Source organism: Streptomyces sp. NPDC096040 (assembly GCF_040303265.1).
GTDB lineage: Bacteria > Actinomycetota > Actinomycetes > Streptomycetales > Streptomycetaceae > Streptomyces.
In genome coordinates this window covers 166,320-189,434 of sequence record NZ_JBEOTA010000017.1, presented here as the reverse complement: position 1 = coordinate 189,434, position 23,115 = coordinate 166,320, and the positions used below count along the sequence as shown (strand labels likewise).

At 66.4% G+C, this 23,115-nt stretch carries 21 protein-coding genes and 1 pseudogene; 17 read left to right on the top strand and 5 right to left on the bottom strand.

The annotated features are described in order from the left end of the window. Positions 1–60: 60 nt before the first annotated feature. From rplL to ABTY98_RS42390, 8 genes are all read left to right on the top strand, one after another. Entirely contained in the window at positions 61–444 is a 384-nt protein-coding gene (rplL, locus tag ABTY98_RS24545) for a 50S ribosomal protein L7/L12 (RefSeq protein WP_351694530.1), read from the top strand. 553 nt (positions 445–997) lie between these two features. Beyond that, a complete protein-coding gene (gene rpoB, locus ABTY98_RS24540; RefSeq protein WP_352223092.1) occupies positions 998–4,483 on the top strand; it encodes a DNA-directed RNA polymerase subunit beta in 3,486 nt (1,161 codons plus the stop codon). Positions 4,484–4,585: 102 nt separating this feature from the next. Next, positions 4,586–8,485 carry a DNA-directed RNA polymerase subunit beta' gene (locus tag ABTY98_RS24535; RefSeq protein ID WP_352223091.1) on the top strand — a complete coding sequence of 1,300 codons (3,900 nt, stop codon included), beginning with the start codon at positions 4,586–4,588 and terminating at the stop codon, positions 8,483–8,485. 959 nt (positions 8,486–9,444) lie between these two features. Further along, positions 9,445–9,816: a 30S ribosomal protein S12 gene (gene rpsL, locus ABTY98_RS24530; protein ID WP_003948652.1), complete on the top strand. Its 372-nt coding sequence runs from the start codon at positions 9,445–9,447 to the stop codon at positions 9,814–9,816. A gap of 2 nt (positions 9,817–9,818) precedes the next feature. Further along, the gene (gene rpsG, locus ABTY98_RS24525; protein ID WP_007384059.1) at positions 9,819–10,289 is read left to right on the top strand and encodes a 30S ribosomal protein S7; all 471 of its coding nucleotides are present in this window, start codon (positions 9,819–9,821) and stop codon (positions 10,287–10,289) included. A 39-nt stretch (positions 10,290–10,328) separates the two neighbouring features. Next, positions 10,329–12,455: an elongation factor G gene (gene fusA / locus ABTY98_RS24520; protein WP_352223089.1), complete on the top strand. Its 2,127-nt coding sequence runs from the start codon at positions 10,329–10,331 to the stop codon at positions 12,453–12,455. Between the two features lie 156 nt (positions 12,456–12,611). After that, positions 12,612–13,805 (top strand): elongation factor Tu, encoded by a 1,194-nt coding sequence (gene tuf / locus ABTY98_RS24515; RefSeq protein WP_351693772.1) that lies wholly within the window; start codon positions 12,612–12,614, stop codon positions 13,803–13,805. 185 nt (positions 13,806–13,990) lie between these two features. Beyond that, a complete protein-coding gene (locus tag ABTY98_RS42390) occupies positions 13,991–14,287 on the top strand; it encodes a hypothetical protein (protein WP_502994332.1) in 297 nt (98 codons plus the stop codon). On the opposite strand, the gene ABTY98_RS24505 is transcribed toward ABTY98_RS42390, so the two are convergent. The 4 genes and pseudogenes from ABTY98_RS24505 to ABTY98_RS24490 form a co-directional block, all read right to left on the bottom strand. Continuing rightward, positions 14,185–15,027, bottom strand: a complete 843-nt coding sequence (locus ABTY98_RS24505) for an FkbM family methyltransferase (protein ID WP_352223088.1) — start codon at positions 15,025–15,027, stop codon at positions 14,185–14,187. The genes ABTY98_RS42390 and ABTY98_RS24505 overlap by 103 nt on opposite strands. 168 nt (positions 15,028–15,195) lie before the next feature. Continuing rightward, positions 15,196–15,732 carry a hypothetical protein gene (locus ABTY98_RS24500; RefSeq protein WP_352223087.1) on the bottom strand — a complete coding sequence of 179 codons (537 nt, stop codon included), beginning with the start codon at positions 15,730–15,732 and terminating at the stop codon, positions 15,196–15,198. 132 nt (positions 15,733–15,864) lie between these two features. Then, positions 15,865–16,239, bottom strand: a pseudogene (locus tag ABTY98_RS24495) (ATP-binding protein). A gap of 117 nt (positions 16,240–16,356) precedes the next feature. Next, positions 16,357–16,701, bottom strand: coding sequence for a hypothetical protein (locus ABTY98_RS24490; protein WP_351748618.1), 345 nt, complete (start codon positions 16,699–16,701; stop codon positions 16,357–16,359). Between the two features lie 79 nt (positions 16,702–16,780). Between ABTY98_RS24490 and ABTY98_RS24485 the strand changes: the two genes are divergently transcribed. Further along, positions 16,781–17,428, top strand: a complete 648-nt coding sequence (locus ABTY98_RS24485) for a hypothetical protein (protein WP_352223105.1) — start codon at positions 16,781–16,783, stop codon at positions 17,426–17,428. A gap of 106 nt (positions 17,429–17,534) precedes the next feature. Here ABTY98_RS24485 and ABTY98_RS24480 read toward each other — a convergent pair whose 3' ends face one another. Beyond that, a complete protein-coding gene (locus ABTY98_RS24480; RefSeq protein WP_352223086.1) occupies positions 17,535–18,215 on the bottom strand; it encodes a hypothetical protein in 681 nt (226 codons plus the stop codon). A 459-nt stretch (positions 18,216–18,674) separates the two neighbouring features. Between ABTY98_RS24480 and rpsJ the strand changes: the two genes are divergently transcribed. Genes rpsJ through rpsC form a run of 8 tightly spaced genes read left to right on the top strand, consistent with a single transcriptional unit; the run spans position 18,675 to position 23,113 of the window. Next, positions 18,675–18,983, top strand: coding sequence for a 30S ribosomal protein S10 (rpsJ, locus tag ABTY98_RS24475; protein WP_003948644.1), 309 nt, complete (start codon positions 18,675–18,677; stop codon positions 18,981–18,983). A gap of 16 nt (positions 18,984–18,999) precedes the next feature. Then, positions 19,000–19,644 carry a 50S ribosomal protein L3 gene (gene rplC / locus ABTY98_RS24470; protein ID WP_352223084.1) on the top strand — a complete coding sequence of 215 codons (645 nt, stop codon included), beginning with the start codon at positions 19,000–19,002 and terminating at the stop codon, positions 19,642–19,644. Between the two features lie 7 nt (positions 19,645–19,651). Beyond that, the gene (rplD, locus tag ABTY98_RS24465) at positions 19,652–20,308 is read left to right on the top strand and encodes a 50S ribosomal protein L4 (RefSeq protein ID WP_352223083.1); all 657 of its coding nucleotides are present in this window, start codon (positions 19,652–19,654) and stop codon (positions 20,306–20,308) included. Further along, complete coding sequence (gene rplW / locus ABTY98_RS24460; protein WP_352223082.1) at positions 20,308–20,727, top strand: 50S ribosomal protein L23; 420 nt, start codon at positions 20,308–20,310, stop codon at positions 20,725–20,727. The genes rplD and rplW overlap by 1 nt, the downstream gene beginning before the upstream one ends. 38 nt (positions 20,728–20,765) lie before the next feature. Beyond that, positions 20,766–21,602: a 50S ribosomal protein L2 gene (gene rplB / locus ABTY98_RS24455; protein WP_189268841.1), complete on the top strand. Its 837-nt coding sequence runs from the start codon at positions 20,766–20,768 to the stop codon at positions 21,600–21,602. A 12-nt stretch (positions 21,603–21,614) separates the two neighbouring features. After that, the gene (gene rpsS, locus ABTY98_RS24450) at positions 21,615–21,896 is read left to right on the top strand and encodes a 30S ribosomal protein S19 (protein ID WP_330459294.1); all 282 of its coding nucleotides are present in this window, start codon (positions 21,615–21,617) and stop codon (positions 21,894–21,896) included. 42 nt (positions 21,897–21,938) lie between these two features. Next, positions 21,939–22,286 (top strand): 50S ribosomal protein L22, encoded by a 348-nt coding sequence (gene rplV, locus ABTY98_RS24445; RefSeq protein WP_003974262.1) that lies wholly within the window; start codon positions 21,939–21,941, stop codon positions 22,284–22,286. Next, positions 22,286–23,113, top strand: a complete 828-nt coding sequence (gene rpsC, locus ABTY98_RS24440; protein ID WP_217549193.1) for a 30S ribosomal protein S3 — start codon at positions 22,286–22,288, stop codon at positions 23,111–23,113. Before rplV ends, rpsC begins: the two co-directional genes overlap by 1 nt. Positions 23,114–23,115: the final 2 nt, after the last annotated feature.

Genomic DNA, 23,115 nt, shown 5'->3' with positions numbered 1-23,115 from the left:
CCGAACGTACGCCCGCCAGACATGTACATCGGCACCAGCCGAATTAGTGGAAGGAAAGCCATCGTGGCTCTCACCCAGGACGAACTGCTCGCCGAGTTCGAGGGCATGACCCTCATCCAGCTCTCCGAGTTCGTGAAGGCGTTCGAGGAGAAGTTCGACGTCACCGCCGCCGCCGCGGTCGCCGTCGCGGGCCCGGCCGGTCCGGCCGCCGCCGCCCCGGTCGAGGAGGAGAAGGACGAGTTCGACGTCATCCTCACCGGCGCCGGCGAGAAGAAGATCCAGGTCATCAAGGTCGTGCGTGAGCTGACCTCGCTCGGCCTGAAGGAGGCCAAGGACCTCGTGGACGGCGCCCCGAAGCCCGTCCTCGAGAAGGTCGCCAAGGACGCCGCCGAGAAGGCCGCCGAGTCCCTCAAGGGCGCCGGCGCCTCCGTCGAGGTCAAGTAAGGCCTCTGAGGTCGACCTGACCTCTGTGCGCTGAAACACGTCCTCCGGGGCTGTAACGCGCGGACCGCGAAGAGCGATCATCCATCCGGGTGGTCGCTCTTCGGCGTTCCTGGGAGGCCGACCACGGTTACCTTGCACCCGCCCCGGCGGGAGGTATGGTGATCTTCGTCGTGTCCCTGGCGCACCGGGTTTGCGCAAGGGGGCCTTGACGAACCGCACGCAGCGCGCAATTCTCAGGACGCGTCGCCAGAACGGTCCGAATCCGAGGCATGGATCGGCGACGAAGAGGGCAGTATCAACGTGCGTTGAGGGCAGGCATGACGCAGGCGTTGACGATGGCGAGGGTCTCAGAAGATGGAGACTGGACATCAGTGTGCCAAGTGGCTACACTGACCCTTTGCGCTGCCTGTTAGCTGTCCCCTGCCCGTCACCAGGGGTCTGCCCTCACCCGAATGCCGACGACCGAACTCCTCTGAACTGGGGTTTCTGTCTCTGTGTCCGGCAAGGGACCGGGGAGCGCGTAGTGAGTCCGAGCCCTCGGAAGGACCCCCTCTTGGCCGCCTCGCGCACTGCCTCGAACGCGAATATGAACAACGGCGCCAGCACCGCCCCGCTGCGCATCTCCTTTGCAAAGATCAAGGAGCCTCTCGAGGTTCCCAACCTGCTCGCGCTGCAGACCGAGAGCTTCGACTGGCTGCTCGGCAACACCGCCTGGCAGAGTCGGGTCGAGGAGGCTCTGGAGTCCGGTCAGGACGTCCCCACCAAGTCCGGTCTGGAGGAGATCTTCGAGGAGATCTCCCCGATCGAGGACTTCTCCGGGTCGATGTCGCTGACGTTCCGCGACCACCGTTTCGAACCGCCGAAGAACAGCATCGACGAGTGCAAGGAGCGCGACTTCACGTACGCCGCCCCGCTCTTCGTCACGGCCGAGTTCACCAACAACGAGACCGGTGAGATCAAGTCCCAGACGGTCTTCATGGGCGACTTCCCGCTCATGACGAACAAGGGCACCTTCGTCATCAACGGCACCGAGCGTGTCGTGGTGTCGCAGCTGGTCCGTTCGCCCGGTGTCTACTTCGACTCCTCGATCGACAAGACGTCCGACAAGGACATCTTCTCCGCCAAGATCATCCCGTCCCGGGGTGCCTGGCTGGAGATGGAGATCGACAAGCGCGACATGGTCGGTGTCCGTATCGACCGCAAGCGCAAGCAGTCGGTCACCGTGCTGCTCAAGGCGCTCGGCTGGACGACCGAGCAGATCCTCGAGGAGTTCGGCGAGTACGAGTCGATGCGCGCCACCCTGGAGAAGGACCACACCCAGGGCCAGGACGACGCGCTGCTCGACATCTACCGCAAGCTGCGTCCGGGCGAGCCCCCCACGCGCGAGGCCGCGCAGACGCTCCTGGAGAACCTGTACTTCAACCCGAAGCGCTACGACCTCGCCAAGGTCGGCCGCTACAAGGTCAACAAGAAGCTGGGCGCGGACGCCCCGCTGGACGCCGGCATCCTGACCGTCGAGGACATCATCTCGACGATCAAGTACCTGGTGAAGCTCCACGCGGGCGAGACCGAGACGGTCGGCGACAGCGGTGGCTCGATCGTCGTCGAGACCGACGACATCGACCACTTCGGCAACCGTCGTCTGCGCAGCGTCGGCGAGCTCATCCAGAACCAGGTCCGCACGGGTCTGGCCCGTATGGAGCGCGTCGTCCGTGAGCGCATGACCACCCAGGACGTCGAGGCGATCACGCCGCAGACCCTGATCAACATCCGGCCGGTCGTCGCCTCCATCAAGGAGTTCTTCGGCACCAGCCAGCTGTCCCAGTTCATGGACCAGAACAACCCGCTGTCGGGTCTCACCCACAAGCGCCGTCTGTCGGCTCTTGGCCCGGGTGGTCTCTCCCGTGAGCGGGCCGGCTTCGAGGTCCGTGACGTGCACCCGTCGCACTACGGCCGTATGTGCCCGATCGAGACGCCCGAAGGCCCGAACATCGGTCTTATCGGCTCGCTCGCCTCCTACGGTCGCGTCAACGCGTTCGGTTTCGTCGAGACCCCGTACCGCAAGGTCGTCGACGGCCAGGTCACCGACGAGGTGGACTACCTGACCGCCGACGAAGAGGACCGATTCGTCATCGCGCAGGCCAACGCCGGCCTCAACGACGACATGCGCTTCTCCGAGAACCGCGTCCTGGTCCGCCGCCGTGGCGGCGAGGTCGACTACGTCGCCGGTGAAGACGTGGACTACATGGACGTCTCGCCGCGCCAGATGGTGTCGGTCGCGACCGCCATGATCCCGTTCCTGGAGCACGACGACGCCAACCGTGCCCTCATGGGCGCGAACATGATGCGCCAGGCCGTGCCCCTCATCAAGAGCGAGTCCCCGCTCGTCGGCACCGGCATGGAGTACCGCTCCGCCGTCGACGCCGGTGACGTGGTCAAGGCCGAGAAGGCGGGTGTGGTCCAGGAGGTCTCCGCCGACTACATCACCACCGCCAACGACGACGGCACCTACATCACCTACCGCCTGGCCAAGTTCGCCCGCTCCAACCAGGGCACCTCGGTCAACCAGAAGGTCATCGTCAACGAGGGCGACCGGATCATCGAGGGCCAGGTCCTGGCCGACGGTCCGGCCACCGAGAACGGCGAGATGGCCCTCGGCAAGAACCTGCTCGTGGCGTTCATGCCGTGGGAGGGTCACAACTACGAGGACGCGATCATCCTGTCGCAGCGCCTCGTGCAGGACGACGTCCTCTCCTCGATCCACATCGAGGAGCACGAGGTCGACGCCCGTGACACCAAGCTCGGCCCCGAGGAGATCACCCGGGACATCCCGAACGTCTCCGAGGAGGTCCTCGCCGACCTCGACGAGCGCGGCATCATCCGGATCGGTGCCGAGGTCGTCGCCGGTGACATCCTCGTCGGCAAGGTCACGCCCAAGGGTGAGACCGAGCTGACGCCGGAGGAGCGCCTGCTGCGCGCGATCTTCGGTGAGAAGGCCCGTGAGGTCCGTGACACCTCGCTGAAGGTCCCGCACGGCGAGATCGGCAAGGTCATCGGCGTCCGCGTCTTCGACCGCGAGGAGGGCGACGAGCTGCCGCCCGGCGTGAACCAGCTGGTCCGCGTCTACGTCGCGCAGAAGCGCAAGATCACCGACGGTGACAAGCTCGCCGGCCGGCACGGCAACAAGGGTGTCATCTCCAAGATCCTGCCGATCGAGGACATGCCGTTCCTGGAGGACGGCACCCCGGTCGACATCATCCTCAACCCGCTGGGTGTCCCGTCCCGAATGAACCCGGGACAGGTGCTGGAGATCCACCTCGGCTGGCTCGCCAGCCGCGGCTGGGACGTCTCCGGTCTCGCCGAAGACTGGGCCCAGCGTCTCCAGGTCATCGGTGCCGACCAGGTCGCCCCGCGCACCAACGTCGCCACCCCGGTGTTCGACGGTGCCCGTGAGGACGAGCTGGCAGGTCTGCTCCAGCACACCATCCCGAACCGCGACGGTGACCGCCTGGTGCAGCCGACCGGTAAGGCGCGGCTGTTCGACGGCCGTTCCGGTGAGCCGTTCCCGGACCCGATCTCCATCGGCTACATGTACATCCTGAAGCTGCACCACCTGGTCGACGACAAGCTGCACGCCCGGTCGACCGGTCCCTACTCGATGATCACCCAGCAGCCGCTGGGTGGTAAGGCCCAGTTCGGTGGCCAGCGGTTCGGCGAGATGGAGGTGTGGGCGCTGGAGGCTTACGGCGCCGCCTACGCCCTCCAGGAGCTGCTGACCATCAAGTCCGACGACGTCACCGGCCGCGTGAAGGTCTACGAGGCCATCGTCAAGGGCGAGAACATCCCCGAGCCCGGCATCCCCGAGTCCTTCAAGGTCCTCATCAAGGAGATGCAGTCGCTCTGCCTGAACGTGGAGGTGCTGTCCAGCGACGGTATGTCCATCGAGATGCGTGACACCGACGAGGACGTCTTCCGCGCGGCGGAGGAGCTCGGCATCGACCTGTCCCGGCGTGAGCCGAGCAGCGTCGAAGAGGTCTGACGGGAGTCCGGTAGGGGCCCCACCACCGTGTGAGGCCCCCGCCGACCCCCAGGCCCCCGTATCAGACCAAAGACTCACAACCCTGAGAGGGATTGACGCATAGTGCTCGACGTCAACTTCTTCGACGAGCTCCGGATCGGCCTGGCCACCGCTGACGACATCCGTCAGTGGAGCCACGGCGAGGTCAAGAAGCCCGAGACGATCAACTACCGCACGCTCAAGCCCGAGAAGGACGGACTCTTCTGCGAGAAGATCTTCGGTCCGACCCGGGACTGGGAGTGCTACTGCGGCAAGTACAAGCGTGTCCGCTTCAAGGGCATCATCTGTGAGCGCTGCGGCGTCGAGGTGACCCGCGCCAAGGTGCGCCGTGAGCGGATGGGCCACATCGAACTGGCCGCCCCCGTCACCCACATCTGGTACTTCAAGGGTGTCCCGTCGCGCCTGGGCTACCTGCTCGACCTCGCCCCGAAGGACCTGGAGAAGGTCATCTACTTCGCGGCGTACATGATCACGTTCGTCGACGAGGAGCGCCGTACCCGCGACCTGCCCTCCCTGGAGGCGCATGTCTCGGTCGAGCGCCAGCAGATCGAGAACCGCCGGGACGCCGACCTGGAGGCCCGCGCCAAGAAGCTCGAGGCCGACCTGGCCGAGCTGGAGGCCGAGGGCGCCAAGGCCGATGTGCGCCGCAAGGTGCGCGAGGGTGCCGAGCGTGAGATGAAGCAGCTGCGCGACCGTTCGCAGCGCGAGATCGACCGCCTTGACGAGGTGTGGACCCGCTTCAAGAACCTCAAGGTCCAGGACCTCGAGGGCGACGAGCTGCTCTACCGCGAACTGCGGGACCGCTTCGGCACCTACTTCGACGGTTCCATGGGTGCCGCGGCGCTGCAGAAGCGCCTGGAGTCCTTCGACCTCGACGAGGAGGCCGAGCGCCTCCGCGAGATCATCCGCACCGGCAAGGGCCAGAAGAAGACCCGTGCCCTGAAGCGGCTGAAGGTCGTGTCTGCCTTCCTGCAGACCTCCAACAGCCCCAAGGGCATGGTCCTGGACTGCGTCCCGGTCATCCCGCCGGACCTTCGCCCGATGGTGCAGCTGGACGGTGGCCGCTTCGCGACCTCCGACCTGAACGACCTGTACCGCCGTGTGATCAACCGCAACAACCGCCTGAAGCGCCTTCTCGACCTCGGTGCGCCCGAGATCATCGTGAACAACGAGAAGCGCATGCTCCAGGAGGCCGTTGACGCCCTCTTCGACAACGGTCGTCGTGGTCGCCCGGTCACCGGTCCCGGTAACCGCCCGCTGAAGTCCCTCAGCGACATGCTGAAGGGCAAGCAGGGTCGATTCCGTCAGAACCTGCTCGGCAAGCGTGTGGACTACTCCGCGCGTTCCGTGATCGTCGTCGGTCCGCAGCTGAAGCTGCACCAGTGCGGTCTGCCGAAGGCGATGGCGCTGGAGCTCTTCAAGCCGTTCGTGATGAAGCGCCTGGTCGACCTGAACCACGCGCAGAACATCAAGAGCGCCAAGCGCATGGTGGAGCGCGGCCGCACCGTCGTGTACGACGTCCTCGAAGAGGTCATCGCCGAGCACCCGGTGCTGCTGAACCGTGCGCCCACCCTGCACCGCCTCGGCATCCAGGCCTTCGAGCCGCAGCTGGTCGAGGGCAAGGCCATCCAGATCCACCCGCTCGTCTGCACCGCGTTCAACGCGGACTTCGACGGTGACCAGATGGCCGTGCACCTGCCGCTGTCCGCGGAGGCGCAGGCCGAGGCCCGCATCCTGATGCTGTCCTCGAACAACATCCTCAAGCCCGCCGACGGCCGTCCGGTGACGATGCCGACCCAGGACATGGTCCTTGGTCTGTTCTTCCTCACCACCGACAGCGAGATGCGGGACGTCAAGGGCGAGGGCCGGTCCTTCGGCTCCGCGGCCGAGGCGATCATGGCGTTCGACGCGGGCGACCTGTCGCTCCAGTCGAAGGTCGACATCCGCTTCCCGGTGGGCACCATCCCGCCGCGCGGCTGGACCCCGCCGGCCGTCGAGGAGGGTGAGCCGGAGTACCAGACGGGCGACAGCTTCCGTCTGCGTACGACCCTGGGCCGCGCGCTCTTCAACGAGCTGCTGCCCGAGGACTACCCGTTCGTCGACTACGAGGTCGGCAAGAAGCAGCTCTCCGAGATCGTCAACGACCTCGCCGAGCGCTACCCCAAGGTCATCGTGGCGGCGACGCTCGACAACCTGAAGGCGGCCGGCTTCTACTGGGCGACCCGTTCCGGTGTCACCGTGGCCATCTCCGACGTCGTCGTTCCCGAGGCGAAGAAGGAGATCGTCAAGGGCTACGAGGCGCAGGACGAGAAGGTCCAGAAGCAGTACGAGCGCGGTCTGATCACCAAGGACGAGCGCACCCAGGAACTCATCGCGATCTGGACCAAGGCGACCAACGAGGTCGCCGAGGCCATGAACGAGAACTTCCCGAAGACCAACCCGATCTTCATGATGGTGAACTCGGGCGCACGAGGCAACATGATGCAGATGCGTCAGATCGCCGGTATGCGTGGTCTGGTGTCGAACGCCAAGAACGAGACGATCCCGCGTCCGATCAAGGCGTCCTTCCGTGAGGGTCTGTCCGTGCTGGAGTACTTCATCTCCACGCACGGTGCCCGTAAGGGTCTCGCGGACACCGCGCTGCGTACCGCCGACTCGGGTTACCTCACCCGTCGTCTGGTCGACGTCTCCCAGGACGTCATCATCCGCGAGGAGGACTGCGGCACCGACCGCGGCCTCAAGCTCCACATCGCGGAGGTCGGCGCCGACGGCGTGCTGCGCAAGGCGGAGAACGTCGAGACGTCCGTGTACGCGCGCTGCCTCGCCGAGGACATCGTGGTCGACGGTCAGGTCCTGGCCCCGGCCGGCACCGACCTCGGTGACGTCCTCATCGACGAGCTGGTCGCCCGTGGTGTCTCGGAGGTCAAGACCCGCTCGGTCCTGACCTGTGAGTCCGCCGTCGGCACCTGCGCCATGTGCTACGGCCGTTCGCTGGCCACCGGCAAGCTGGTCGACATCGGTGAGGCGGTCGGCATCATCGCCGCCCAGTCCATCGGTGAGCCCGGTACCCAGCTGACGATGCGTACCTTCCACACCGGTGGTGTGGCCGGTGACGACATCACCCAGGGTCTGCCGCGTGTCGTCGAGCTCTTCGAGGCCCGTACCCCGAAGGGTGTCGCCCCGATCTCCGAGGCCCAGGGCCGCGTGCGGATCGAGGAGACCGAGAAGACCAAGAAGATCGTCATCACCCCGGACGACGGCAGCGACGAGACGGCGTTCCCGATCTCGAAGCGCGCCCGGCTCCTGGTCAGCGAGGGCGAGCACGTCGAGGTGGGGCAGAAGCTCACCGTGGGTGCCACCAACCCGCACGACGTGCTGCGCATCCTGGGCCAGCGTGCCGTCCAGGTCCACCTGGTCGGCGAGGTCCAGAAGGTCTACAACTCGCAGGGTGTGTCGATCCACGACAAGCACATCGAGATCATCATCCGGCAGATGCTCCGCCGGGTGACGATCATCGAGTCCGGCGACGCCGAGCTGCTGCCCGGCGAGCTGGTCGAGCGCTCGAAGTTCGAGCACGAGAACCGTCGTGTGGTCCAGGAGGGCGGTCACCCGGCCTCCGGTCGTCCGCAGCTCATGGGTATCACCAAGGCCTCGCTGGCCACGGAGTCCTGGCTGTCGGCGGCGTCCTTCCAGGAGACGACGCGAGTCCTCACCGACGCGGCGATCAACGCCAAGTCCGACTCGCTCATCGGCCTCAAGGAGAACGTCATCATCGGTAAGCTCATCCCGGCCGGTACGGGTCTGTCCCGTTACCGCAACATCCGGGTCGAGCCGACCGAGGAGGCGAAGGCCGCGATGTACTCGGCCGTCGGCTACGACGACATCGACTACTCGCCGTTCGGCACGGGCTCCGGCCAGGCCGTTCCGCTGGAGGACTACGACTACGGTCCGTACAACCAGTAGTAGGTGGTTCTGACGTCCTGAAGGGCGGCCACTCCGTTGCGTACGGGGTGGCCGCCCTTCGGCTATTAAGCGGTGAATTCATCCGTTTACGGCAATGCTAAAGGCAGGGCCTGTTACGGGACATCGAGGCGGACGGGAAAGTGGAACGGTCGGTCAGTTGGATGTCATTGTTTTCCTGGAGGGTGATTATAAGGAGGCGCGCAGCCGTTCTCTGTGTGTCTCTCTCTCCAGCCGGTGCAGACGGTGCGGTCCTGCCCGGGCTGACTCTTATCTTCCCTGGTCACGGGCTGTCCCGTGGGGAGTCGGCGCGTCGGCTTGCCGCACGCATCGAACCCCGTCCTGCACCTCCTCGCGAAAGCCAGGAAACCCGTCCGTCCGGGGGCTCGGGTGCGGAGGTGGTGTGCAGGAAGTCCTCAATTCTTCCGTCCACCTCCCAAATTCGTGCGCTATCTCTGCTCGACAGCTCCGGCTCACCTCGTTGCGGCCCGGCTGTGTTTGTCTCTCCGGAAAAAATGCGGCGATGCGCCGGGGCGAACGGGCGGCCGGTCGGCTTGGCCGCGCCGTGAAGGGCGAGGGGCGCGGCCACGAGGGAGGAGGGGCTCGTGCGCCACGACGCCGGCCGCCGACGGCCCACGCCGCTCTCCGTTCGCGTCTCGTTCGTCTTCGTGGTATATCGGAAGGCGGCCTCGAAACCGCAGCTCAGCCCCTCCACGGCCGGTCCCGCTTCTTTTGTTTTGACCGGAGTGATTGCGCTAGGTACGCTCAGACCTTGTGCCTGGGGTGTGCCCTGACCCTCGTGCGTGCCTTCAAACCGCACCGGAGTGACGAAGTGGCCACCGCGATCCGCGCCCCCTCCTGCCGTTCGGCAGGAGTTCGCGGAATCCGACACACCCGACCGCGTGGGTCGGAGACTGTTCCAGGTTAGCTTCACCATTCGGCACACAGAAACCGGAGAAGTAGTGCCTACGATCCAGCAGCTGGTCCGCAAGGGCCGGCAGGACAAGGTCGAGAAGAACAAGACGCCCGCACTCGAGGGTTCCCCTCAGCGTCGTGGCGTCTGCACGCGTGTGTTCACGACCACCCCGAAGAAGCCGAACTCGGCCCTGCGTAAGGTCGCGCGTGTGCGTCTGACCAGCGGTATCGAGGTCACTGCTTACATTCCGGGTGAGGGACACAACCTGCAGGAGCACTCCATCGTGCTCGTGCGCGGCGGCCGTGTGAAGGACCTGCCCGGTGTTCGCTACAAGATCATCCGCGGCTCGCTCGACACCCAGGGTGTCAAGAACCGCAAGCAGGCCCGCAGCCGCTACGGCGCCAAGAAGGAGAAGTAAGAATGCCTCGTAAGGGCCCTGCCCCGAAGCGCCCGGTCATCATCGACCCGGTCTACGGTTCTCCTCTTGTCACCTCGCTCATCAACAAGGTGCTGCTGAACGGCAAGCGCTCCACCGCCGAGCGCATCGTGTACGGCGCCATGGAGGGCCTGCGCGAGAAGACCAGCAACGACCCGGTCATCACGCTCAAGCGCGCGCTGGAGAACATCAAGCCCACGCTTGAGGTCAAGTCCCGCCGTGTCGGTGGCGCCACCTACCAGGTGCCGGTCGAGGTCAAGCCCGGCCGCGCCAACACCCTGGCGCTGCGCTGGCTGGTCGGCTACTCCCGCGCCCGTCGCGAGAAGACCATGACCGAGCGTCTGCTCAACGAGCTTCTCGACGCTTCGAACGGCCTCGGCGCGGCCGTCAAGAAGCGCGAGGACACCCACAAGATGGCCGAGTCCAACAAGGCCTTCGCGCACTACCGCTGGTAGTCGCTACCCACATCGAGACCGAGAGAAGACTGAAGCCTTATGGCTACCACTTCACTTGACCTGGCCAGGGTCCGCAACATCGGGATCATGGCCCACATCGACGCGGGCAAGACGACCACCACCGAGCGGATCCTGTTCTACACCGGTGTGTCGTACAAGATCGGTGAGGTCCACGACGGCGCTGCCACCATGGACTGGATGGAGCAGGAGCAGGAGCGTGGCATCACGATCACCTCTGCTGCCACCACCTGTCACTGGCCGCTTGAGGACAACGACTACACGATCAACATCATCGACACCCCGGGCCACGTCGACTTCACCGTCGAGGTGGAGCGTTCGCTGCGCGTCCTCGACGGTGCCGTGACGGTGTTCGACGGTGTCGCCGGTGTCGAGCCCCAGTCCGAGACGGTGTGGCGTCAGGCCGACCGCTACGGCGTGCCGCGCATCTGCTTCGTGAACAAGCTGGACCGTACCGGCGCCGAGTTCCACCGCTGTGTGGACATGATCTCGGACCGTCTGGGTGCCGTGCCGCTCGTCATGCAGCTGCCGATCGGCGCCGAGATGGACTTCAAGGGCGTTGTGGACCTGGTCCGCATGAAGGCGCTCGTGTGGTCCGCCGAGGCGGCGAAGGGCGAGATGTACGACGTCGTCGACATCCCGGCCACGCACACCGAGGCTGCCGAGGAGTACCGCGGCAAGCTGGTCGAGGCCGTCGCGGAGAACGACGACGAGATCATGGAGCTGTTCCTGGAGGGCCAGGAGCCCACCGAGGAGCAGCTGTACGCCGCGATCCGTCGTATCACCATCGCGTCCGGCAAGTCCGACGGTGTCACGGTCACCCCCGTGTTCTGCGGTACCGCGTTCAAGAACAAGGGTGTCCAGCCCCTGCTCGACGCGGTCGTGCGCTACCTGCCGACCCCGCTCGACGTCGAGGCCATCGAGGGCCACGACGTCAAGGACCCCGAGGTCGTCGTCAAGCGCAAGCCGTCCGACGACGAGCCGCTGTCCGCGCTCGCTTTCAAGATCATGAGCGACCCGCACCTCGGCAAGCTCACCTTCGTCCGGGTCTACTCGGGCCGCCTGGAGTCCGGCACCGCCGTGCTGAACTCCGTCAAGGGCAAGAAGGAGCGCATCGGCAAGATCTACCGCATGCACGCGAACAAGCGTGAGGAGATCGAGTCGGTGGGCGCCGGCGACATCATCGCCGTCATGGGTCTGAAGCAGACCACGACCGGTGAGACGCTGTGCGACGACAAGCAGCCGGTGATCCTGGAGTCCATGGACTTCCCGGCGCCGGTCATCCAGGTCGCCATCGAGCCCAAGTCGAAGGGCGACCAGGAGAAGCTGGGCGTCGCGATCCAGCGCCTGGCCGAGGAGGACCCGTCCTTCCAGGTCCACTCGGACGAGGAGACCGGCCAGACCATCATCGGTGGTATGGGCGAACTGCACCTCGAGGTGCTGGTCGACCGTATGCGCCGTGAGTTCAAGGTCGAGGCCAACGTCGGCAAGCCGCAGGTCGCGTACCGCGAGACGATCCGCAAGGCCGTCGAGCGCGTGGACTACACCCACAAGAAGCAGACCGGTGGTACCGGTCAGTTCGCCAAGGTGCAGATCGCGATCGAGCCCATCGAGAGCGGCGACGCCTCGTACGAGTTCGTGAACAAGGTGACCGGTGGCCGCATCCCGAAGGAGTACATCCCTTCGGTGGACGCCGGTGCGCAGGAGGCCATGCAGTTCGGCATCCTCGCCGGGTACGAGATGACGGGCGTCCGCGTCACGCTTCTCGACGGTGCCTACCACGAGGTCGACTCCTCCGAGCTCGCGTTCAAGATCGCCGGTTCGCAGGCCTTCAAGGAGGCCGCGCGCAAGGCGTCCCCCGTGCTCCTGGAGCCGATGATGGCCGTCGAGGTCACCACGCCCGAGGACTACATGGGTGAGGTCATCGGCGACATCAACTCCCGCCGTGGTCAGATCCAGGCCATGGAGGAGCGGGCCGGTGCCCGCGTCGTGAAGGGCCTCGTGCCCCTCTCGGAGATGTTCGGTTACGTCGGCGACCTGCGCAGCAAGACGTCCGGCCGGGCCAGCTACTCCATGCAGTTCGACTCCTACGCCGAGGTTCCGCGGAACGTCGCCGAGGAGATCATCGCGAAGGCCAAGGGCGAGTAACGCACCGCGCTACGACGCTTTAGGCTTGACCCCGGAGCCTCACGGGTCGTTCCTCCACATTCGTGGCGGAACTGCCCGGGGCCCGGGAACCAACAGCAAAGATCACCTGGCGCCGATCGAATCAAGGCGTACAGAACCACTCCCAGGAGGACCCCAGTGGCGAAGGCGAAGTTCGAGCGGACTAAGCCGCACGTCAACATCGGCACCATCGGTCACATCGACCACGGTAAGACGACCCTCACGGCCGCCATTACCAAGGTGCTGCACGACGCGTACCCGGACCTGAACGAGGCCACCGCGTTCGACAACATCGACAAGGCGCCCGAGGAGCGTCAGCGCGGTATCACCATCTCCATCGCGCACGTCGAGTACCAGACGGAGACCCGTCACTACGCCCACGTCGACTGCCCGGGTCACGCGGACTACATCAAGAACATGATCACCGGTGCCGCGCAGATGGACGGCGCGATCCTCGTGGTCGCCGCCACCGACGGCCCGATGCCGCAGACCAAGGAGCACGTGCTCCTGGCCCGCCAGGTCGGCGTTCCGTACATCGTCGTCGCCCTGAACAAGGCCGACATGGTGGACGACGAGGAGATCCTGGAGCTCGTCGAGCTCGAGGTGCGTGAGCTCCTCTCCGAGTACGAGTTCCCGGGCGACGACCTGCCGGTCGTCAAGGTCTCCGCGCTGAAGGCGCTGGAGGGCGACGCCGAGTGGACCCAGTCCGTCCTCGACCTGATGAAGGCCGTCGACGAGTCCATCCCGGAGCCCGAGCGTGACGTCGACAAGCCGTTCCTCATGCCCATCGAGGACGTCTTCACGATCACCGGTCGCGGTACGGTCGTCACCGGCCGTATCGAGCGTGGTGTCCTGAAGGTCAACGAGACCGTCGACATCATCGGCATCAAGACCGAGAAGACCACCACCACGGTCACCGGTATCGAGATGTTCCGCAAGCTGCTCGACGAGGGTCAGGCCGGTGAGAACGTCGGTCTGCTGCTCCGCGGCATCAAGCGCGAGGACGTCGAGCGCGGCCAGGTCATCATCAAGCCCGGCTCGGTCACCCCGCACACGGAGTTCGAGGCCACGGCGTACATCCTGTCCAAGGACGAGGGTGGCCGCCACACGCCGTTCTTCAACAACTACCGCCCGCAGTTCTACTTCCGTACCACGGACGTGACCGGCGTCGTGACCCTCCCCGAGGGCACCGAGATGGTCATGCCGGGCGACAACACCGACATGAAGGTGGAGCTGATCCAGCCCATCGCCATGGAGGAGGGCCTGAAGTTCGCCATCCGTGAGGGTGGTCGCACGGTGGGCGCCGGCCAGGTCACCAAGATCAACAAGTGATCTTGGCCCGCAAGGGCTGACCCGGTGAGTCTCTGAAAGGCCCGTACGACTTCGGTCGTACGGGCCTTTCGGTGTGTCGGCGCCTCGAAACCATTCGGCGCGTATCGGCCGGACGGGCGCCGGGATGACGGCGTGGCCGGTGACGGGGGGGCTGGGGAGATGCGTGGCCTCGGCTGGAGTACGAGGTGAGCCTGCTGTCGGCGGGGGAGGTGACCGTGTGGGCGTACCTGTCCCCGCGGAATCCGGCACTGCCGACGACGACCGGGCTGCACTACGCGCTGTCCTTCGACGACGTCGCCCCGCTTCCGACCGTCACGTTGCCGGACGCGGGCCGGCCCCGGCCATCCGGGACGCAGGTGTGTCGGGGGTGGGGACAGCCTCAGTTCCGCGGGGCGAAGAGCAGGTTCCGGGTGTGCGCGGGAAGGGGCTCCTTCCAGTGGACCAGCGAGCCGTCGTGCTCGGCGATCCAGTGGGCGTCGTAGCCGAACGGCTCGAACTCGGCGATGAGCTCGTCGAGGGAGGCGTCCACGAGGGCCTCAAGGACCAGGGTCGGCCGGTCGCGCTTCAGCACCTGGCGGGCCCCGCGCAGCACCGACATCTCGTGGCCCTCCACGTCGATCTTGACGAGGTCCAGCTTGGTGTCGGCGAACACCTCGTCCAGCGTGACCAGCTGGATGCGCTTGAGCTGGGCGTCGGGGGCGGCGCCCTCCAGGGTCGAACCAGTGGACAGCAGGTTCCCGGAGAAACGGACACTGATGTCGGCCCAGCCGGGCTCGCTGGAGACACCGGCCTGATAGAGCTTGACATTCTGGACGCCGTTCGACCGGGCGTTCACGGACAGCCGCGCGTGAATCTGATCGACGGGCTCGAAGGAGTGCACCTTCGCCTTCGGGTTGGCGTGCGCGGCGATCATCGAGAAGTAGCCGACATGGGCACCGACGTCCGCGATCGTCGCGCTCCGCGCCGCCAGCCGGGACCAGGTGGCGAGGGTGCCGGGCTCGTAGCCGAACGTCCCGTTCCACAAGGTGTCCATGGCGACCGCATCGTCGTTCACGCTGAACATCACAAACGGCGGGCAGTACGGCGACTCGATCTCGACGTAGCCGCGGTACGGGAACTTCTTGCGGTGCACACGGATGATGTCGCCGGTGGCGACGGGCCGGACCGATGGTGCGTGGGCCAGCATGCGGGCGTTGGCTGCTTCGACCTCGGAAATACGCATTGGGCGATGGTAAAGCCAAGGTCAGGAACTGTCACAGGCTTCGGAAATGTTCCGAAAGGGCTGCTCGCAGGCGGATGCGAGCGGCTTTTTGATTCGGCAACCATTCCAAACAACTTGGAATTAACCTCTCCTTTTGCCAGGGGCGCATCAGCCTTAAGTCTTCCGTCCTCAGTCCTCGTTCGAGCGAGTCAGGGCCTCGGTGATCAGCCGGGTGGCGAAGTCGTGGTCGCCGGTGAGCCGGTTGATGTGCTCCGCGAGCAGCACGACCGTGGCCTCCAGGGCGTTCATCTCGTCCTTGGTCCAGTCCCCGTACTGCCTGCGCCACAGGCTGGGGCTCAGGCCGGTGCCGGCCGCGACCAGCAGGCCGGTCATGGTGGGGATGACCTCGGGACGGACGCTCTTGCGCATCATGCGCGTCGAGGCCACGAAGGTGGGCACCACGTACTCGATCACGTCCCTGTCGTGGTCCTCGTACGCCATCCGCAGCCACTGCATGTACATGTAGATGAGGGTGCACGCGCCCTCCACCAGGTCGTCGACTCCCGTGGGGCCCAGTGACGCTGTGAACTGGTCGATCAGCTCCTGCTGTTCGGGGTCGATCCCGGACTTACCTGCGTAGATGGACTTGAGCCGGGAGTCGATCATCATGAGCGCCGCGCCCACGTCACCGGCGGGAGCGTACTGGGGGTCGCAGGGCGATGACACAGGATTCCTCCTCTGGTGACCGTGAGCGACACGGCGTATCCGTACGGTAACTCGTCGGCGGGACGACGGTCCACGAAAGCCGGATGGAGCGCCACCTGACTGACTCCGCTGATCAAAACCGCCCCGAACCGGTCAGACGTCGACGCCGAGTTCGGCCCACACGGTCTTACGTGGAGGGGTCGGGGATGACACCCCAGTGGTCCGCCGGCGCCTCCACGATCACCAGCCCGCGACCGCTCTCGTCCTCCGGCCCCGGGACGCGCGGACGAGGTTGCTGCTCCCCGCAGGTGTCGTAGATGGTCCGCTCGATCCGGACCGTGTCCCCGACGACGTACATCCACAGCCGGAAACCGCGGCCCCGAGACCCGCCCGTGCGTCGCCGCGTTCCCGGCCGGTTCGGCGACTACATGTGCCGCGTCGTCCAACGACAGCCCCGACGACCGCAGTTGCTCCGCCGTGAGCAGCCGCGCGAGGCCGTGCGCCTCTCCGCGTGGGCGACAGCAGCACGCTGAAGTTGCGACGTCGGCCGCGCGGGCGCGGTCCTCGAGCGCGGCGACCCCGCGCAGGCGGCCCTCGCCGTCATGGGTGTCACGCAGCGGGGCGCGCTGCGTCCAACAACGCGGACTACTCCGCCTTGTTCCCGCCGCCGCCCTGCTGCTGTTCCTCCGGCCGCACCGCGTCTTTCGCCTTCTTCGCGAGGTCGTCGTCCAGCTTCTTGAACTCGCGGACAACGGTGTCTGACATGTCGGCGAGCGAGTCGATCTGCTTGGTGATGTCCTCGCGGCCGTCGTGCCAGTTGGACTCGAAGTCGTCGAGGGCGTCGTAGACCGTGCCGCTGCCGACGTCGTCCTTGTAGGACTCGAACATCTTCTTGGTGTGGTTGAGACGTTCCTTGATGGAGCGCAGTTGGCGGCCGTAGTCCTCAAGCTCGCTGAGCGGTATCGCGAGGTCGCTCTTGCCTTTGCCCACGTGACCGTCCCCCGTTCGCGCATCTCGTAGTCTGGGCCGCACCGTACATCACATCATCGGACGGGGGATGACGTACACCATGGCCCGCTATATGGAGACGCTCACCATCGAGCGCGGCGGTTTCCGGATCAAGGTGCCGGAATCGTGGTGGGAGTTCGACGTACGGCCGGAGTCGCGGGACGACTCGATCCGGCGGATGGTGAACGAGCGGGTGGCGCAGCACCCGGAGCTGGCGCAGTACCGGGACACGTATGTCGGCTTCCTCCGCAAGTCCGCGGCCGACGCGTGGAAGTCGGGCGCGATGTACTGCGGTTGCATGGCGGAGAGCTTCGGCGGGGACACGCCGATCACGGGTTCGGTCACGGTGTCGCTGGTCGGCGGCCGTACGCGCGAGGGCGCGCCGCTCTCCAACGACCCGGCCGCGATCGCCGCCCAGCTCGCGCCGAAGGAGGCGCACCGGGAGGGCGACTCCTGGCGCAAGGTGACGACCGTCGACATCCCCGGCGTGGGGCCGGCCGGCCGGACGTACGGCATCGAGGACATCCCGATCCCGGAGGACAGCCTCAACCGCACGATTCGCGCGGTCCTGATGCAGACGTTCATCCCGGTTCCCGGCCAGGAGGGCAAGGTCGCCCTGGTAGCGGGCAGCAGCCAGGTCCTGGACCTGGCCGACTCCTTCTTCGACATCTTCGACGCGATCACGTCGACGTTCCGCTTCGCGGACTGAGCGGATTGGACTCCCCGGACTGGGAGAGCGGCGAGGGATACCGCCTCGTGTGGTCGGAGGATCCAGTGGTTGTTGCGCATCCCGACCCCTCGGGGTCCTGAGAGGCTCAGTGGGTCAGGCGGGGGCCCAGCGCCGGCAGCAGGCGGTCCCTGAGCAACCGCCGGGCAGGTTCCGTCGACAGCCAGAGCAGCTTGTGGTGGGTGCCGTCCGTCATGCGGAGTGTCATGCCCGACGTCGTCACTCCGCCGTGCAGGCGGGCCTCGGCTATGTAGGCCAGGGGGATCACCTTGTTGGTGCGGTGGGTCGCGAGGATCGCCGTCGGGTCGTAGAGGACGTGCCGGTACGGGGAGCGTGCCGTCGCCCGGGAGTGGCCGAGCGAGGCGATCAGGCTGCTGCGGATCCGGACCAGGGCGTCCGGGAGCAGCCACAGCTCGCCGTGGATCCAGTCAAGCCAGCTGGTGGTGCAGCTCTCGGCCAACAGCTGCGCGGGTTGCAGAGACGTACGGGGCGCCCGGATGACCGCCTCGTCGAGCAGGGACTCCCATGCCTCGACGGAGCGGACCCTGCGGAGTTCCTCGGCGGTGTGGGCCGGGGAGACGAAGACGAGATGAGCCCGGCCTGTCGCCTGCAGTCCGACGTACAGGTCCACCTGCCAGGCAGAGCCCGAGACTCGTACGGCCAGCTCTTCACCCTCCTCGCCCCACAGGACGGGGGAGGCCCGCAGGCCGGCCGCCAGCCAACCCTGTCTGTGCGGCTCCAGCGCGGCCGCCGCCCGGTTGAGGTCCATGTCGACGATCCTCGCCGACGGCGCCCGGATCGACCTCGTGTTTGACCTACGTCACCCTGGGGGTATTCTCTCCGGCCCGATTGGCCAGGCCCCCGTCCCCTATGGCAGACTGTCGGAGTTGCTCGGTCGAGTGTTGATGCTGCGCGCCTCCCGCCGGGAGGACCGGAAGCGAGTCCCACAGTACTCGTCGTCCTAACTGCCACTACGGCAGCACTGGGGCGGACGTACGGGAATCTTTCGGGAAGTGGAGTGCAGCACCGGCCAGGCGCCCGGTGGGCCTTCCGCCCCCGGCTTGCGGTTCCGGAAGGGCCGTGCTTCCCAGCAGGGATGTTCGAACAAGGGGCATCTGTGTCAGCGGGAGCGCGACACACCCGACCGCGTGGGTCGGAGAGAACGAAGGCAGCAAAGGGAATCCACCGGGTTCCGGAGCGTAAGAAGAGACAGGACTACTGAGTAGCCATGGCGGGACAGAAGATCCGCATCCGGCTCAAGGCCTACGACCACGAGGTCATCGACTCCTCGGCGAAGAAGATCGTCGAGACGGTGACCCGGACTGGTGCGTCGGTCGCGGGCCCGGTGCCGCTGCCCACTGAGAAGAACGTGTACTGCGTCATCAAGTCGCCGCACAAGTACAAGGACTCGCGCGAGCACTTCGAGATGCGCACGCACAAGCGCCTGATCGACATCCTCGACCCGACGCCCAAGACCGTTGACTCTCTGATGCGACTCGACCTCCCGGCCGGTGTCGACATCGAGATCAAGCTTTAGGGCCGGTGATCTGAGAATGGCTAAGCAGATCAAGGGCATCCTGGGCGAGAAGCTCGGCATGACGCAGGTCTGGGACGAGAACAACCGTGTCGTCCCGGTCACCGTCGTCAAGGCCGGTCCCAACGTCGTCACCCAGGTCCGTACCAATGACGTCGACGGCTACGAGTCGGTCCAGATCGCCTTCGGCGAGATCGACCCGCGCAAGGTGAACAAGCCCCTCAAGGGTCACTTCGCGAAGGCCGACGTCACCCCCCGTCGTCACCTTGTCGAGATCCGGACGGCCGACGCCACCGAGTACACCCTCGGTCAGGAAGTCACCGCCGAGGTCTTCGAGGCCGGCGTGAAGGTCGACGTCACCGGCAAGAGCAAGGGCAAGGGCTTCGCCGGTGTCATGAAGCGTCACAACTTCAAGGGCCTCGGCGCCGGTCACGGCACCCAGCGCAAGCACCGCTCTCCCGGTTCCATCGGTGGCTGCGCCACCCCGGGCCGCGTGTTCAAGGGCCTCCGCATGGCGGGTCGCATGGGCAACGAGCGGGTCACCACCCAGAACCTGACCGTCCACGCCGTTGACGCGGAGAAGGGTCTGCTGCTCATCAAGGGCGCGGTTCCCGGTCCGAACGGCGGCCTCGTCCTGGTCCGCACCGCGGCCAAGGGGGCCTGAGGTACCGATGAGCACTGTTGACATCCTTTCGCCCGCTGGCGAGAAGGCCGGTAGCGTCGAGCTCCCCGCGGAGATCTTCGACGTAGAGAAGGTCAGCGTTCCGCTGCTTCACCAGGTCGTCGTCGCACAGCTGGCCGCTGCCCGCCAGGGCACCCACAAGACGAAGACCCGTGGCGAGGTCCGTGGTGGCGGCAAGAAGCCGTACCGCCAGAAGGGCACCGGTCGCGCCCGTCAGGGTTCGACCCGCGCCCCGCAGTTCGCCGGCGGTGGCGTCGTCCACGGTCCGCAGCCGCGTGACTACTCGCAGCGCACCCCGAAGAAGATGAAGGCTGCCGCTCTGCGCCACGCCCTCACCGACCGGGCGCGCCACAACCGCATCCACGTCGTCTCCGGCGTGGTCGAGGGCGAGAACCCCAGCACCAAGGCCGCTCGCACGCTGTTCGGCAAGATCTCGGAGCGCAAGAACCTGCTCCTGGTCGTCGACCGCGCCGACGAGGCCGCGTGGCTGTCCGCCCGCAACCTGCCCCAGGTCCACATCCTGGAGCCGGGCCAGCTGAACACGTACGACGTTCTCGTCTCGGACGACGTGGTCTTCACCCAGGCCGCTTTCGAGTCCTTCGTCGCCGGCCCGAAGGCCAACGACACCGAAGGGACCGAGGTCTGATGGCTACCCGTCACCCGAGCATCGCCTCGAAGGCGGCCAAGGCCGCCAAGGCCGCGCGCGTCGCCAAGGCGCGCCGCCACGCCGCCGAGGGCAAGAACACCGTCGAGACCCCGCTGAGCAAGTCGTTCACGGACCCCCGTGACGTGCTGCTCAAGCCGGTCGTCTCGGAGAAGAGCTACGCGCTCCTCGACGAGAACAAGTACACGTTCATCGTCGCCCCGGGCGCCAACAAGACCCAGATCAAGCAGGCCGTCCAGGCGGTCTTCGAGGTCAAGGTCACCGGGGTCAACACGATCAACCGCCAGGGCAAGCGCAAGCGCACGAAGACCGGCTTCGGTCAGCGTGCCGGCAGCAAGCGCGCGATCGTGACCCTCGCCGAGGGCGACCGTATCGACATCTTCGGCGGTCCGTCCGCGTAAGCGGGTCGGATCGTCCGATATCGGACGAGGACTGAGAAATGGGAATCCGCAAGTACAAGCCGACTACGCCGGGCCGTCGTGGCGCCAGCGTCGCCGACTTCGTCGAGGTCACGCGGTCCACGCCGGAGAAGTCGCTGGTCCGCCCGCTGCACAGCAAGGGCGGCCGTAACAACGCCGGTCGTGTGACCGTTCGCCACCAGGGTGGCGGACACAAGCGCGCCTTCCGAGTGATCGACTTCCGTCGTCACGACAAGGACGGCGTGCCGGCGAAGGTCGCGCACATCGAGTACGACCCCAACCGCACCGCGCGCATCGCGCTGCTGCACTACGCGGACGGCGAGAAGCGCTACATCCTCGCCCCGCGCAACCTGCAGCAGGGCGACACCGTGGAGAACGGTCCCGGGGCCGACATCAAGCCGGGCAACAACCTGGCCCTCCGCAACATCCCGGTCGGTACCACGATCCACGCGATCGAGCTCCGTCCCGGTGGTGGCGCCAAGTTCGCCCGCTCCGCAGGTGCCTCCGTGCAGCTGCTGGCGCGTGAGGGTGCCATGGCGACGCTCCGTATGCCGTCCGGCGAGATCCGCATGGTGGACGCGCGCTGCCGCGCCACCGTCGGTGAGGTCGGCAACGCCGAGCAGTCGAACATCAACTGGGGCAAGGCCGGCCGTAAGCGGTGGCTGGGCGTTCGCCCGACCGTCCGTGGTGTCGTCATGAACCCGGTCGACCACCCGCACGGTGGTGGTGAGGGCCGGACCTCCGGTGGCCGCCACCCCGTGTCCCCGTGGGGCAAGAAGGAAGGCCGTACTCGTTCGCCCAAGAAGGCGTCGAACAAGTACATCGTCCGCCGCCGCAAGACGAACAAGAAGCGCTAAGGACGGGTTGAGATGCCTCGTAGCTTGAAGAAGGGACCCTTCGTCGACGACCACCTGATCAAGAAGGTGGATGTCCAGAACGAAGCCGGTTCCAAGAACGTCATCAAGACCTGGTCCCGTCGCTCGATGATCGTCCCGGCGATGCTCGGCCACACGATCGCGGTGCACAACGGCAAGACCCACATCCCGGTGTTCGTCACCGAGGCGATGGTCGGTCACAAGCTCGGCGAGTTCTCGCCGACTCGTACCTTCCGGGGTCACGTCAAGGACGACCGGAAGTCGAAGCGCCGCTAACAGCGGATCGCATTCAGACAAAGAAACCTGAAAGGGACAACCATGGAAGCCAGGGCCCAGGCGCGGTACATCCGCGTCACGCCCATGAAGGCCCGCCGCGTGGTGGACCTCATCCGTGGCATGGATGCCACGGAGGCCCAGGCTGTTCTGCGATTCGCTCCGCAGGCAGCCTCCGTGCCGGTCGGCAAGGTGCTCGACAGCGCCATTGCCAACGCCGCGCACAACTACGACCACACCGACGCCGACAGCCTCTTCATTTCCGAGGCCTACGTCGACGAGGGCCCGACCCTGAAGCGGTTCCGTCCGCGTGCCCAGGGCCGTGCCTACCGGATCCGCAAGCGGACCAGCCACATCACCGTGGTCGTCAGCAGCAAGGAAGGAACCCGGTAATGGGCCAGAAGGTTAACCCGCATGGGTTCCGGCTCGGCATCACCACGGACTTCAAGTCCCGGTGGTACGCCGACAAGCTGTACAAGGACTACGTCAAGGAAGACGTCGCCATCCGTCGGATGATGACGTCCGGCATGGAGCGCGCCGGTATCTCCAAGGTGGAGATCGAGCGCACCCGTGACCGTGTCCGCGTGGACATCCACACCGCGCGTCCGGGCATCGTCATCGGCCGCCGTGGCGCCGAGGCCGACCGCATCCGCGGTGACCTGGAGAAGCTGACCGGCAAGCAGGTCCAGCTGAACATCCTCGAGGTCAAGAACCCGGAGACGGACGCTCAGCTGGTGGCCCAGGCCGTCGCCGAGCAGCTCTCCTCCCGCGTCTCCTTCCGCCGCGCCATGCGTAAGAGCATGCAGTCGGCGATGAAGGCCGGCGCCAAGGGCATCAAGATCCAGTGCGGTGGCCGCCTCGGCGGCGCCGAGATGTCCCGCTCGGAGTTCTACCGCGAGGGCCGTGTGCCCCTGCACACGCTCCGCGCGAACGTGGACTACGGCTTCTTCGAGGCCAAGACGACCTTCGGCCGTATCGGCGTGAAGGTCTGGATCTACAAGGGCGACGTCAAGAACATCGCCGAGGTCCGCGCCGAGAACGCCGCTGCCCGTGCCGGCAACCGCCCGGCCCGTGGTGGTGGCGCTGGTGACCGCCCGGCCCGTGGTGGCCGTGGTGGCGAGCGGCGCGGTCGCAAGCCGCAGCAGGCTCCCGCTGCCGAGGCCCCCCAGGCCGAGGCCGCTGCCGCTCCGGCTGCTGAGAGCACCGGAACGGAGGCCTGACC